Origin of the sequence: Magnetococcus sp. PR-3 (assembly GCF_036689865.1) — a bacterium.
Classification (GTDB): domain Bacteria; phylum Pseudomonadota; class Magnetococcia; order Magnetococcales; family Magnetococcaceae; genus Magnetococcus.
Genome location: NZ_JBAHUQ010000035.1, coordinates 15,832 through 29,618 on the forward strand (window position 1 = coordinate 15,832; position 13,787 = coordinate 29,618).

Annotated in this window: 7 protein-coding genes and 4 tRNA genes; 2 read left to right on the top strand and 9 right to left on the bottom strand. The window is 48.1% G+C overall.

Features of this window, described 5'->3' with window-relative positions:
• Positions 1–6: 6 nt before the first annotated feature.
• Positions 7–975, top strand: coding sequence for a hypothetical protein (locus V5T57_RS17065; RefSeq protein ID WP_332892464.1), 969 nt, complete (start codon positions 7–9; stop codon positions 973–975).
• A gap of 94 nt (positions 976–1,069) precedes the next feature.
• On the opposite strand, the gene cobA is transcribed toward V5T57_RS17065, so the two are convergent.
• From cobA to V5T57_RS17100, 7 genes are all read right to left on the bottom strand, one after another.
• Positions 1,070–1,903, bottom strand: a complete 834-nt coding sequence (gene cobA, locus V5T57_RS17070; protein WP_332892465.1) for a uroporphyrinogen-III C-methyltransferase — start codon at positions 1,901–1,903, stop codon at positions 1,070–1,072.
• A 188-nt stretch (positions 1,904–2,091) separates the two neighbouring features.
• On the bottom strand, positions 2,092–3,054 hold the full coding sequence (locus V5T57_RS17075; protein ID WP_332892466.1) for an acetoin utilization protein AcuC: 963 nt from the start codon (positions 3,052–3,054) through the stop codon (positions 2,092–2,094).
• A gap of 103 nt (positions 3,055–3,157) precedes the next feature.
• The gene (gene rquA / locus V5T57_RS17080; protein WP_332892467.1) at positions 3,158–3,961 is read right to left on the bottom strand and encodes a rhodoquinone biosynthesis methyltransferase RquA; all 804 of its coding nucleotides are present in this window, start codon (positions 3,959–3,961) and stop codon (positions 3,158–3,160) included.
• Between the two features lie 351 nt (positions 3,962–4,312).
• A complete protein-coding gene (locus V5T57_RS17085; protein ID WP_332892468.1) occupies positions 4,313–8,170 on the bottom strand; it encodes a PAS domain S-box protein in 3,858 nt (1,285 codons plus the stop codon).
• Positions 8,171–8,339: 169 nt separating this feature from the next.
• Positions 8,340–8,415: transfer RNA gene (locus tag V5T57_RS17090), tRNA-Ala, on the bottom strand.
• 102 nt (positions 8,416–8,517) lie between these two features.
• A tRNA-Ala gene (locus V5T57_RS17095) sits at positions 8,518–8,593 on the bottom strand.
• A 20-nt stretch (positions 8,594–8,613) separates the two neighbouring features.
• A tRNA-Ile gene (locus tag V5T57_RS17100) sits at positions 8,614–8,690 on the bottom strand.
• A 248-nt stretch (positions 8,691–8,938) separates the two neighbouring features.
• On the opposite strand from V5T57_RS17100, the gene V5T57_RS17105 reads away from it, so the two are divergent.
• Positions 8,939–9,028, top strand: a tRNA-Ser gene (locus V5T57_RS17105).
• Positions 9,029–10,103: 1,075 nt separating this feature from the next.
• On the opposite strand, the gene V5T57_RS17110 is transcribed toward V5T57_RS17105, so the two are convergent.
• Positions 10,104–12,029 (bottom strand): hypothetical protein, encoded by a 1,926-nt coding sequence (locus V5T57_RS17110; RefSeq protein WP_332892469.1) that lies wholly within the window; start codon positions 12,027–12,029, stop codon positions 10,104–10,106.
• Positions 12,026–13,783 carry a hypothetical protein gene (locus tag V5T57_RS17115; protein ID WP_332892470.1) on the bottom strand — a complete coding sequence of 586 codons (1,758 nt, stop codon included), beginning with the start codon at positions 13,781–13,783 and terminating at the stop codon, positions 12,026–12,028. The genes V5T57_RS17110 and V5T57_RS17115 overlap by 4 nt, the downstream gene beginning before the upstream one ends.
• Positions 13,784–13,787: the final 4 nt, after the last annotated feature.

The window sequence follows — 13,787 nt, forward strand, 5'->3', positions numbered from 1 at the left end:
GGAGCCATGGCCCAGATGACGTCTCACAAAATTTCGGTGCACCATTTAGGGGAGGTCAGTCATGCCTCATTCCCTGTGGTCCACGCCTTTATGCATGATGTCCAAGCGGTCTATTTTGGCCCGCAGGACAGCCGTTGCCTGACCCGTATTGAAGATCAGGTTCAAGCACAAAAACACTACCTGGACACCCATGTGGTGCCGTACTGTATTGGCGCCCATAATGAAGAGTTTGTGGTGGGCAGACCGGATGGACGTATCAACTGTCTGGAGGTCGCCCCTGCGCGCTTGGATGCTTTTTTGGCCGATCCAGATTGTCAGGTTTCAGCGCCCACTTATTTGTCTGTGGCACTGCAAGAACAAGCCTATGAAATTCTACAATCTGCTTCCAAGGCTTTAAGCCGCCATGTGGTAGCTGTCTCTGCAGAGGTTTGGTTTTTACCTGTGGTTAAGGGGGGCAAGCGTTACCAGGATGTAAGTGATTTACTGGCTGGTTATGGTTTTGCAGTGGAAAACCTGGATGCACAGCAGGGAGAAAATGCTGTACATGGTGCAGGTTTGGCGCTGCTATTTAAGAAGCCTGAACGCATTATTGAAGGTCACCCACATGCTGCGGTAGATCTGCTTAAAGCCGCTATGCTGGCCATTCTGCATAGCCGTGTTGATTTGGCTCACTCCTATCTGGATGCTTTTGAGACATTGAGCAGCTGGCATACCTTAGGGCCTGTGCTGCACCGTCCTGGCTATTTACAGTTTTTAGCACGTTGGCGACGTACAGTAAGGGCCTATGCTCAGACCTATGAGCTGCCTTTTGAGGAGATCTATAGCCCTCGTGATGAGTATGGTCAGGTGGACCTGAGCGGCTTAGAAGAGGCTGATGATGCCCTGTTTGGGGTTGAGACCTTATTGGCAGAAATCGGGTTGGATCAGCTGGCTCATACACTACGAGATATAAGGCATGCTCAGTTGGAGGCTTGATCATTAAGCCATGGCTTGCCTGATTGCACAAAAAACGGTGCACCCTTTGATAGGGTGCACCGTTTTTTTTAGTCCTAATTCATGGGGTATACACTTAGTCCTTGAGCTTGTTGATGCAGTTGTCTCGGGTCAATGTGTCATCCATAAACCAGCTGAGTTGATCACGGTAATTGACCACCTCTCCAATCACAACGATGGATGGTGGCTTGATCTTGCACTCAGAAATATCTTCTGCTGCCCGGCTCAAGCTGGTAATCATGGTCTGCTGGCGGGGGGTTGTCGCCCAGCGAATTAAAGCAACAGGTGTCTCACCAGAGCGGCCACCGGCAATCAGGCGTTTAGCAATGGTGGGCAGGTTCTTAACCCCCATATAAAGAACGACCACGGGGAATGTCGCCCCAACAGATTCCCAGTCTACCGTTGTCGGAACGGTCTCACCTGCAGCGTTAATGGGGGATTCATGCCCCGTTAAAAAAGCCACATTGGCATTTACATTACGGTGTGTAATAGGAATACCTGCATAAGCAGGCCCTGCAACCCCGGCAGTAATGCCAGGAATAATGGAAAATGTAATCTCTTCACAATGTAGGCAGTGGGCTTCTTCCCCGCCACGACCAAAGACAAAGGGATCGCCACCTTTTAGGCGCAGTACTTTTTTACCGGCTTTGGCCAACTGCACCAGCAGGGCATTAATAGCATCTTGACCGATAGAAGGATGACCGCCACGTTTGCCAACAAAATGCAGTTCCACCGACTCCGGTACCAGTGCCATGATTTCAGGGGAAACCAGGGCATCATAAACCAGGGTGTCACAGGCCTGTAAGGCTTTATAGACACCAAGGGTGAGCAGGTTAGGATCGCCAGGGCCTGAGCCAGCCAGAATGACCGTGCCGGGCTCTATAGAGGCGTAGGTATCAACGGTGTGCATGTTTTTATCCAAACGTTCTGCGGGTAACGATTTTACTGTGGATCTGATTAGATCAGGTCAATCGCTTCAGGTTCCCAATCTCAATGAGAATGATATGAAGACGGGATTATACTTAAAACCACACAAATGTGAACCATTTGATGGATTGAGGATGAGCCGCCCACATAGTGACGGCTCATCCTTAGAGGTTAATCCGAGATTGGGGCATCCAGCAGAGCACGTAGGACAGCGGTCCACCCTTGGGCAACATTGGTTAAATTATACCCGCCGCCACCTAGGGCCAAAACACGGCCATGACCAAGATCTTCTGCAATGTGACAGAGCCGGGTCGTTGCATGGCTGTGGGCTGCGGTTGAAAAAGCCAGATGTGTCAGGGGGTCATTATTCAGGGAGTCTGTACCACATTGAAGAATAATAAATTCAGGCTTGTGCTCACGTAGGTGATCTTCAATTTTGGGCCAGGCTTCAAAGAACTCGGCATCGGTAGCACCAGGCTCCATGGGGATATTTACCTTGGTACCAAAGGCGGGCCCAACACCTGTTTCATCCTCAGCGCCACACCATGGGTAGAGGTGGCGTCCATCTTCATGAATATCTGCAAACACCAGGTGCGGGTCAGCTTCAAAAGGGTAAAACACCCCATCTCCGTGGTGGGCATCGATATCAACGTAGGCTATTTTTTTTATGCCATGGTTCTTACGCAGGTGTTTCACCACGATTGCCGCATCATTAAAGACACAAAAACCACCTGCTACATCAGGTTGCGCATGATGAAGTCCGGCAATAGGGATAAAGGCCCGCCTGAACTCCTGTTGCATAAGGCGTTCAGAAGCGGCGACAGCAGAGCCTACAACGTGAGCGGCTGCTTCATAGATGCCCTTAAAAGCAGGTGTATCACCATGGTCTAAAAAACCTTCACCTGCATCTGAGCAGCGCTTAACCAGTTCGATATAATGTGGAATGTGGAAGCTCTGTAGCTGCTCAACCGAGGCCATGACAGGATCATGAACAGTAACTTTAGATGATAAACTTTGGCGATTTGCCTCTTGCCAGAAGGCATCCATACGGGTTGTTGTCCAGGGGTGCCCGTCAGGGAAGCCATATTTGGCAATTTCTTCACCTAGGTAAACGCAGAGATGTGATGCTTGCATAGACTTAACCATATATTTCGGGTGGCAGAAAGCAAAACGGCACCACAGGTAATCACCCTGGTGCCGTTCATCCATCCGTTAAGCGCACGCATTGGACGACTGCTTAGCAGTCACACACCACCCGCTGATATAAGCCGCCAAAGTAGGTTGTTTTATGAATGGCTGAAGGGGTTTGCCCATCAGGAATCCACGAAGAGATCTCCTTCTCCCATAGAGCCAGGGCGAAGGGTTCCAACCACTTTAGGACCGGCCACATAATATAGCGGAATGGGTTGCGCTTTACCGGTTGATGATAATCGACAAACACCACTTTACCACCGGGCTTAACCACACGGAAAGCCTCTTTTACAGTCTTGGCTCGAACATCTTCAGGTTGTTCATGTAAAAGGAAGAAGAGCAAGACGCTATCAAAGCTATTGTCGTCATAGCTCAGCGTGCTGGAATCCTGCTGGGAGAGCACCACGTTGTTAGGAATAGTGCCCAGTTTGTTTTCCAAATTATTTAGCTGAACAGGGGCGACATCCACCACATCCAAGCGACCCCCGGTGGGGATCTGTTTAACAATACGTTGGGTAAAATCACCATAAACACAGGCAATTTGCAGGGTGTGGCCATCCAGCTTAGGTTGCATGGCTTCAATCGCCGCATCTCGTAAGCGTGTAAAGTTACCCCATAAGATCAGATTAACCAGCCATTGCCGTTCAAAAAAACGGACAGCATTAGGGTGCACATAGGCCCACCAATAGGTCTGCTCCAAGTACTCAGGTATGGCAGGGTGGCTGCTCAGCGGACTCATAGCCCCGGATGCAGGCAAACCACTCTGTAGTGGGGTGATGGCCTCACGTTTCATCGGTGACGATAGCGCGTGCGGTGAGGATGAAAAGCTATTTGGGGAAGGTTTATTCATTATTATGCTTCCAACGCTGATGCCGCGATCTGTAGAGATCGACGATGGCCCCCTCTGTTCTCCGGTTGCCAGACCGGGAAACACTGAAGAGCATGCGACATGGCTCCCATGGCTGCCCATACGGTGACACCATGATAGGGATGCCGCAGCCGCTCCAATGGTCGCTACGTTACCCGGTGTACCGCCTTGGAACAAGCAAAAACAGTATGAAAATCATGAGACATTATGACGGTTTGGTGTCATCACTTCTCGAAATGGAGTTAAGTGATGATATGTATGGGTAAGGTTGGAGCTGTGCGTGTGAATGGGGTTGTGTGTAAGTTCTTGTAAAAAATATGTTAAGTATGATATTTAGGTTGGGCCGTGACAGAGCTGTTTTAATAAAATTTCCACCAAACGTGCTTTTGCAATGGGTTTTGACAGGTGCAAATTACAACCTGCTTTTAAAGCGTCATCTCGTACATCACGCATGGCATGGGCTGTGAGGGCAATAATGGGGGTTGGCGGGGTGGCTTGTTCCTGCTCTTTGGCGCGAATGGCTGTTGTCGCTTGTAATCCATTCATTATAGGCATTTGAATATCCATGAGGATCAGGTCAAAGGTCTGTTTTTTACAGAGCTCCACGGCTTGTAGGCCATTTTCTGCCATGCTGATCAACATGCCACTTTTTTTCAGGTAAGCACGAATAAGGTTCCGGTTATCTTCGGCATCATCCACCACCAGCAGTGATTTACCCGCCAGATCTTCAATGCTATGGCGAAGAGGTTGCAGGGCGTGTTGATGGGCTTTAACAGGTCCTGCTGTTGTCAGAGCGTGAGGGAGAGGTAGGGTAAAATAGAAGCTGCTCCCTTGCTCCAGTGTGCTTTCGACCCACAGGTGCCCTTGCATAGCGGCAACCAGTTTTTGGCAAATGCTTAAACCAAGGCCACTCCCCCCAAAGGTACGATGAATTTGTGCATCTTCCTGGACAAAAGGATCAAAAATGGTCTCCAGTCGATCAGAGGCAATACCTGGGCCCGTATCGCGGATGCAGAAATGAAAAGTACCATCCTGTAGTTGGGTGAGGGTAAGGGTTACGGTGCCTTGAACGGTAAATTTTACGGCATTACCGACCAAGTTAAGTAAGATTTGACGCAGGCGTTGGGCGTCTCCTCGAACCTGGATGTTGGATGTGATGTGTGAATGTGAAAGTAGCTTAAGTCCTTTATCTTGAGCCTGATAGCTTAGAATATTAATGACTTGCTCAATGGGCTCTGCAAGGGGAAAGTTCGCCAGTTCCAAAGAGAGCTGTCCTGCCTCGATTTTGGAAAGATCTAAAATATCATTAATCAAAGAGAGCAGTGTCGACCCCGCCCGGCTGATGGCTTCAAGGTAGTGAGACTGCTCGACATCCAGGTCTGATTCCGAGAGCAACTCTACCATCCCCAAAACGGCATTCATTGGGGTCCGAATATCATGGCTCATAGTCGCTAGAAAATCGCTTTTAGCACGGTTGGCGCGCTCTGCAGACTCTTTAGCTTGAAAGAGGGCCTCTTGGCTTTGTTTGAGCGAACTGATATCGGTGGCAACTTCCAAGCGTACATTACGACCATCGACCCATGAAATATAACGGGATTGGGCAGAGTACCATCGATGGTTGATAGGGCTGCGATACTCCCAATTAAGCGGTTCTTCTTTCTGTTTTAACTGTTCATCAATATGTTTTCGGTCATGCTGGATATAGAGAATGTGATCTTTTTGACCTTTGAGATTGCCTGCAATCTCAAAAAGATAACGATTCTGGTATAGAATGTCCTGGGTGTGCGGATCTGCCACATAAACCACCGATTGAAGACCATCTAGGATGGTTAATAGGCGTGTGTGTGAGGCTTCTAATTGATGTCGGTTATGGGCCAGAGCTTCTTCAATACGCCGACGCTCTGTGGTGTCATGAACAATCGAGTAAAGCAGCTCACGTCCTTGAATAAGAACAGGGCCAGAGTGAACTTCAACATCGCGTATTTCCCCACTTGCTAAGCGATGCCTAAACTGAAAGTGGTTACGTTTTTCCTGTTCTGCCCGTTGCATCTCTTCCTGAACTTGTGCTTTGGTCAGGGTGTTAATCTGCATAATACGCATGTTGCGTAGGAGGTCGCGGGTATAGCCATAAAAGTTCTCAGCAGCTTCATTTGCATCAACAATAGAACCATCGCTGGGGTCAATAAGAAGCTCTACCGCTTTATTGCGTTGAAAGAGTTGGCGGTAGCGTTGCTCACTCTCTTTTAAAGCTTCCGTAGCGGTACGGCGGTCTGTGATGTCATGGGCCATACCAATAATGGATTCCGGCTCATCTTGGGCATTGGTTAAAGCGGTAACCGTCATCTCTACCCAAATGGCTGTACCATCTTTACAAATCAAACGCTTTTCCAGCGTGTAGGTGGAGCGTTGTTTGGCAATAAGCTCTTGGAGAAGCTTTTGGTTAATCAAAAGGTCATCCGGGTGGGTCATGGACTCTAAATCACGTCCAACCAACGCTTCTGGGCTGAAGTCCAGCATGCGGGCATAGGCACTGTTGGCTTTTAGAATACGGCCATGAATATCGCCTTGTGCAACGGCTAATCCCGCATGTTCAAAGATGGCTCTAAACCTTTTTTCACTCTCTTGTACCTGTTGCAAAGCTTGGGCGTGAAGCGTGAGATCCTGAATGGTATGGATGCAGTGTGTAATATGCCCCGTTTCGTCACGTAAAGCGCGGGTCGAGAGATTTACAGCGACTTGCTTGCCATCGGATGTCCGCAAGGGAAGTTCCATCTCAAACCCGTCGGAAAGGTCACGGATTAAGCGTTCGTGTTTGAGGAAGTAGTGATCCCGCTGTTGTGCATCAAACCAAGGATCCATCGGTGTGTTGATGAGTGCCTTGGGTTGGCACTTTAGGATAGAACAGAGGTGGGGGTTGGCGTGTAACCATAACCGGTCGGGTGTAGAGATGGCCATACCAACCACGCCCCAGTCAAAATAGTTACGGAAGAGTTGTCCCTGCTGTTTAAGCTGGGTATGGGCATCTTTCAAAGCTTGCTCTGCACGTTTACGTGCCGAGATATCCATCTGTGTGCCAACCACACGCAAAGGTGTGTGGTTATGGTCCCGGCTCACAACTTTTCCGCGTGTCAGCAGCCAGACCCAGGTTCCCTTTTTGGTTTGTAGTCGGTGTTCAATCTCTATATGGGGGCTTAAGCCACGAAGGTGTTCATCTAAGGCCCATTGGGTGGGTTGAAGATCTTCCTTATGGATATGGGCAACCCAGTGATCATAGGTATGGGGTATCTCTCCCGGATCATAACCGAGCATGCGTTCCCAACGTGCACTAAAATAGAGTGCGCCAGAAGAGATCTCCCAGTCCCATAAGCCTTCCTGTGCACCTTCTAAAGCAAGATTCAAACGTTCTTCGCTACGAGAAAGTGCATCCGCCATGCTGCGCAGCATGGTGATATTTTGTACGGTACCAAACAGCCTGTAGGCTGCCTGACCTGGTTGGGCTTGGCTATGTATGGTGCACTTAATGACCTTTGTCCAGATGTCTCCTACTTGCAACCGTAGTTCAACCTCAAACGTTTGCCCTGGTTTCTGCCAAGCTTCCTCAAAAGTTTGGGTGATGGTTTGGCGATCTTCTTCAATAGCTAATAGCGCAAAACTATTCGGTTGTGGGGTGTAGCGTTTGGAAAACTGTCCAAAGGTGGTGTAGGTCTCCTCAGACCAATAGACCTGGTTAGACTGTCGGTCCCAAGACCAAATACCCAGATGAGCAGAGTGTTGAACAGACTCAAAATCTGCAACCAATTGAGGAATATCGGTGTAAAGAGAGGAGGAGGAAGGGCGTTTTAATAGGCCGAGTTGAGAGAGCTTATGCTTAAGAAGTTGAGGGAAGTTTGCGTGGCTAGCACCACTCCAAATATGGATCAAGCCATGTTGATGTAGATTTAATTCAAGCTCAGCATCGGGTTGGTCCAGTAAAACGATGGCATTTTCTGCCAAGTCTAACAATCGTTCTGGTAAAGAGATCGGGGGGTTGTGTAGCAGAACGTGGAGTCCCATGATTTGGTCGGTCAAAGTAAGTGCTTCAGACCAGCCATAGACGCTCATGGGGTGTGTCTCACTGCCCAGGCATTTTTTTAAGCGCTGGCTAAGGTTACCATCATTGGTAATCAGTAGCGGGGCAGGGGTACCATACATAAGCGGGCCCAAGTCCAGTTGTTGTTCCATTGTGATATTGTGCGAAATATATATGAGTGTAGAGAATGCAGGACCTAATCTGAAAGTGGAATTTTCGTATATAAATTTCAGGTGTAGACATTATGCAAAAGAAAAAGGCCACCTTTTCAGGTGGCCTTGGACTTTTAAATGGTGGAGGTGACCGGGATCGAACCGATGACATCCTGCTTGCAAAGCAGGTGCTCTCCCAACTGAGCTACACCCCCATAATGGGTCTATTTATAAAAGAGCGAGGTATGAACCACACTCTTATCCGAGCTAACGATAGAAAAAGGCCACCTTTTCAGGTGGCCTTTGAATTTTCTAAATGGTGGAGGTGACCGGGATCGAACCGATGACATCCTGCTTGCAAAGCAGGTGCTCTCCCAACTGAGCTACACCCCCATAACGGGCAATTTAGAAAATGGTGGGCCTAGGTGGATTTGAACCACCGACCTCACGCTTATCAGGCGTGCGCTCTAACCAACTGAGCTATAGGCCCCGACGAGGCCCAAATTAATACAATGGCTTGGGTGTCAGTCGCAAGAAAAAAATGAAGCAAAATGCGTTTATTTTGTTAAGTTGTTGAAATATAGTGAACTTAAATGACGTGTGTGTTTCGTTTGCTGAAGCTTGATTTTGAACATCTGCTGAGAAAAAGGGTAGAGATTTAGAGAAATTATTTTTTTTTATTTCAGCGCTTGACACAAGGCTAAGGCTCGGCTTAAATACGGGCCTATTCCCGATCACGGAGAGGTGGCCGAGTGGCTGAAGGCGGCACCCTGCTAAGGTGTTATACTCGTAAGGGTATCGAGGGTTCGAATCCCTCCCTCTCCGCCAGAATACAAAAAACCCCTTGATGCTTGGCATCAAGGGGTTTTTTTGTGCTCTTTTTTTAGGGCTGTGTTACGGCAAGCTACAGATCGTTGTTATCCGTCAACTCGTTTAAAAAGGGGAGGGGATATTGCTGTAAAGGCTTTGGAAAATGAGGAGTAAAAAGGATCTGTAGATAATGTGTTATAGGGCTTGATCAGAAGAGGCTTGGAATAAAAAAACAGAAGTCTCGCGAGGAGGAAGGTCGTCATGAACGGCCTTTCTAACCAGATGAGGTTAGGTTTGAACACGATAGAGGAGGGGCAATAAAACCCCCATGACCCCTCTGTTTTATCCATTAAGGCCGATTCTGAGGCGCACTCAATGAACAGTGACCGGGTGCTTCCTGTGGCTTTTATGGTCAGCCATATAAGCCATGGCTATCTTCCTTCACCCATCATGTGATTACGTTTCTGGATGTTCGAACGCTTTTTTTAAAGAGTTCGGGTTGAGTGGAAATGATTGATAAAAATCTTTAAAAATATGGGGTTGGCAGTATAACTAGTTGCTGCACTATCCCACCCCTCACAACATGACAAGGTAAATGCAATTTGATCAGGGCTAAGGTTGTTCCGTTATGGATGATGTCTTCCAAAATGGGTGCTCCAAGCACTGGTGTTGTATGTATGAAATTTGGGGGGTATGGTAACCAAACGGCATATATGCTCAAAAGAGTCTTATGTATCTCTCTGAGCTAAAAAATATTCAAAAATTCTGCGGCTTCATTGTAGAGGGCGTAGGTGGCAATAACGGATCGTCATTGGTTTAACAGACAAAGCCTCTTGAAAGCTCTAAGGCAAAGGTTGTGGTGAAGGTAGGATGGATAGGTGTGTAATAGATATGTATGGTCAACATGCACCGATCAACCTATGTCGGTACGCTATCTGTCAAGGTATAAGGAGTATCCGTCATGACCCACGCGACGCCACCCCCCAAAAAAAAATGGCACTATTGGCTTAAAATGGGTTTGGCTTGGGTTATAGGGTTAAGCATTGCCGCCATCGCTCATGAATGGATTGGTCACTAATGGGCCTGATTTAACTTAATACTTTTCTTCACTAACTTTATGACCATTCATGTAGGTGACTTTTTTGATCAGCTTTCCACTACTGATATAGTAGACGTATGGGCCGTGTTTTTGTCCCTGGTCATTATAGGTCGTTACCTCAGCCAACACGCGTTTACACTGAGGTTTTGGGTGTTTGCAGTGGCTCTCTCCCCGATAGCCCATTTCATAATTAACAGGTACATAGCTTATGGAAAGTCCGCTGTAACCATTGTCACCATAATTGGTCCAGGAAATGAGCTGGTTATAGGGGTCAATGTAGATAGCGGGGCCAAACTGTTTGCCTTCCTTATAAGTCCAGAGATGTTCCAACTGCCCGTTTTGAGAAAAGCGTAGGCTTTGTCCCATCTGCTTACCGTCCATCCAACGCTCAAGTGCGGTGAGAACCCCTTTGTCGTTCCAAGATGCTTTTAAGCCATGCTTGTTTTTCCCCTGTTTCTCTTCAAGGCTGATCAGTGAGCCATCTTGTTTTCTAAAGCTCCATGTTTGCGTGAGTTTGCCAACCCTATGGCGCTCTTTTATTAAGATCTGTTTGCCATTTTGATGTCGATATTCCTGGTCTACTCTATTGTTATGTTCCTGGCCAAAGGTGAGCCAGTAGTTGGTTAACCATCCATCTTTATAGTGCACCCAGCCTGCTTGGTGACCTCCATGCCATAGCTCCAAGGAGGTAAGGTATCCCGCCTTGTTGTAGCGAGCACTACTGACACTTCGATCCTTTTCACGTAGGCGGACCTCTTTGACCCACCCTTGTTTCTCATCCATGCTGTAGATATAGCCATCCTGATAGGTGCGGTTCTTTTTTTCTGTATGTTGTACATAGTTGGAAACACGCGTGGGCTGCCCCTGTTTGTTAAAACTTACCGCTAAGCCAAGGGTCTGCTTTTGGTCGTAGTTTTTATGGTGCTTTAAGGTTCCGTTCTCATGGAAGCTTAAGTAAGGGCCGTGTCGTGCCCCCTGTTTATAATGACTAATCTCTTTCAGTGCCCATTGATCATCCTGACGCTTCCAATAGAGTTGTGGTCCATTGATTTTGCCATCTATCATTTGTTGTAGCGTCAGTCGTTTTTTCCCCTCATGGCGTTTAAAGCCGCGGAAAGGCGGTACGTTACTATTGGCACTATCCTCTACTCCTTGTTGTTTCTGGTGGGCAGCATCCCATACCGCTTTTTCATGCCAAGTTCGGTTGGCTTTGTCGTAGTAGAGTTGCTGATGGTTTAGCTCTCTTTCTCCCTCAAACTGGGTAAGAAACTGCTCTGGTGTGATGCTCCCGAGGTCATAACCAGAAAAATCACTCACCTTAGGGAGCGTGGTATAGATTTGCTTGTCCAGTATCGGTTGGTTATGTGCAGGTATTTTGGGTAAGCCTGACCTGTTTGGTTTGGGTACCCCTTTATCCAACTGAGCCGCATCAAAGGGGGGGCCTGTGGGGGCTTGGTGAAATATGTAGGGGGTTCTGGACATTGTTGGTAGAGGAATGCTCGGGAAGGGGCCTCCCTGAGCCATTTTCGCGATGACCTGTTTCTCTTTAAGTGCCGCTAAAGCGCCTGGTTTCCACGCTCTAGCCATCTGTTTAGCTTGTAATATTGCTTCAGGCTTCATTTGCAGCTCAAGGGCTTGACGCTGTTTAGACGCCCGTTTACTTCCCCCATTTTCAGCCAACTGATAAAGCATATGAGCGAGTGTGGCCTCTCTAGGAACCCCCTGACCACGTTCATAGAGTAGACCCAGGCTAAATTGGGCTTTGCTGTGTCCATCATCCGCTAAAGGGAGTAGTAGAGCCTGAGCTTTGCTGAAATCTTTAGCGAGGTAAGCTTTGATGGCATCTGGGTAGCCTGCATGGCTGCTGGGTGTATAGGCAAGCCAGAGTAGGGTAATTGTTATCCAAAGTGCGGTTCTCATGGCTGATGCGCTCCCTTTAAAGGCTCTCGGGCAATGGCTCCAATACTTTGAATTAAATCAGATACATCCACATCCTCCTGGATGGTGTGATCTTTTTTTACCTTTTTAGTCCCTTCGGCTTGTCCAGCATGGCCTGCTCCTACGGGCTTTACACCCTCAGGTCTGCTCTTGGATACCAGGAAACTGATGTGGCGTATCTCTTTATCATTGCTGGTTTCATTGAGACGAAAATCATATTGACCCTCTTGTTTGGGGGCGGTAAAGGTCAACGAGCCTGAGGTTTTTTGGCGTAAATAGCTGTAGTTTAAATCATGTTTATCATTATGGGCGGTGCTGCCGTGGCTGATGTGGCTGGGTACAATACCTACCCAGCTGTTGCTGGGATAACTGGCTGACGCTGTAAAGGCCAGCTTTATGGTTGCACCGGGTTGGTACCAGTTTTGGGGTAAACTCAACGTTGTGCCTTGGGTCGCTACCTCGACCTTAAACGGGGCTGTTGCCACCTCTTTATCATTGGAGGTCTCACTCATTCGCAGGTCGTACTTCCCCTCTTTAACAGGAGCAGTGAACGTTAATGTTCCCCCTGTGTTACCTCGAAGATATTGGTAGGTGAGATCATATTTGCCATTATGAGCTGTACTGCCGTGGCTGATGTTTGCAGGTAAAATGCCCACCCAACTGTCACTCGGGTAGTGAGCTGAAGCACGGTAGCGAACCTGCATGCTCTCACCCGGGGTGTAGATGGATTTAACAGGCTTTAAAGAGGCTTCAGACTGATTAACGGTCACATTAAAGGTGACACTGGCAACCTCTTTATCATTACTGGTTTCATTCATGCGTAGATCATAACGCCCTTCTTTTTTGGGGGCGGTAAAGTTCATGAAACCACTGCGCCGTTTACGCACATATTCATAGGCAAGATCATGTTTGCCATTGAGCTTTGTACTGCCATGGGAGATATGGTTGGGTAAAATACCCACCCAACTGTCATTGGGATAACTCGTTGCCGCACCAAACGCGACCTGGATCTTTTGTTTGGGCTCATAGTGCGTCTGTTTTAGCTTGAGAGAGGCGGCTTTTTTATCGACCTGTACCACAAACGGTACGGTGGCGACCTCATGGTCATTGCTGGTTTCCAGCATGCGCAAGTCATACTTCCCCTCCTTTTTGGGGGCGGTAAAGAACAGATCACCTGCCGTTCGATGACGTAAATATTCATAGGCAAGATCATGTTTGCCAGCATGCTTGGTACTGCCATGAGTGATGTGAGCAGGAAGTAACCCTACCCAGCTATCGTTGGGATAAAGGGCGGATCCCTGAAAACGCACCTGAATTTTCTCGTTGGGTGCATACATCGACTTGGTTAACTTTAGCCAACCCACGGCATGGTTAACTTTGACTGTAAAAGCAACCGAGGCCTGCTCTCTATCCTGATCAGCAGGGTCGTTCAGGCGTATGGTGTAGGATCCCTCTTTTTTCGGGGCGTTGAAGGTGAACTGCCATTTGTCGCGTACATAGTGGTAATTCAGATCATGTTTATCATTGTGGCTGGCCGAGCCGTGGGTAATGTGAGCGGGCACAATACCCACCCATGCATGGGCGTTGGTGTGTTTGCTAGCGGGTTCAAAAGTCACCAGTAGCTTCTCTCCCGGTTGGTAGAGGCGCTCGGGTCGATTGAGTACAAGGCGATAGTCAGCCGCACCTGCGAGTGCTGGTAGAAGGGTCAAAGTGAGAATAAGCAGCCAACGAAACATGATC

What these genes read in the sequence shown, in the direction of transcription:
- V5T57_RS17065 (WP_332892464.1), top strand. Translation starts at nt 7, where the DNA reads ATGGCCCAGATGACGTCTCACAAAATTTCGGTGCACCATTTAGGGGAG.
- cobA (WP_332892465.1), bottom strand. Translation starts at nt 1,903, where the DNA reads ATGCACACCGTTGATACCTACGCCTCTATAGAGCCCGGCACGGTCATT.
- V5T57_RS17075 (WP_332892466.1), bottom strand. Translation starts at nt 3,054, where the DNA reads ATGCAAGCATCACATCTCTGCGTTTACCTAGGTGAAGAAATTGCCAAA.
- rquA (WP_332892467.1), bottom strand. Translation starts at nt 3,961, where the DNA reads ATGAATAAACCTTCCCCAAATAGCTTTTCATCCTCACCGCACGCGCTA.
- V5T57_RS17085 (WP_332892468.1), bottom strand. Translation starts at nt 8,170, where the DNA reads ATGTATGGTACCCCTGCCCCGCTACTGATTACCAATGATGGTAACCTT.
- V5T57_RS17110 (WP_332892469.1), bottom strand. Translation starts at nt 12,029, where the DNA reads ATGAGAACCGCACTTTGGATAACAATTACCCTACTCTGGCTTGCCTAT.
- V5T57_RS17115 (WP_332892470.1), bottom strand. Translation starts at nt 13,783, where the DNA reads ATGTTTCGTTGGCTGCTTATTCTCACTTTGACCCTTCTACCAGCACTC.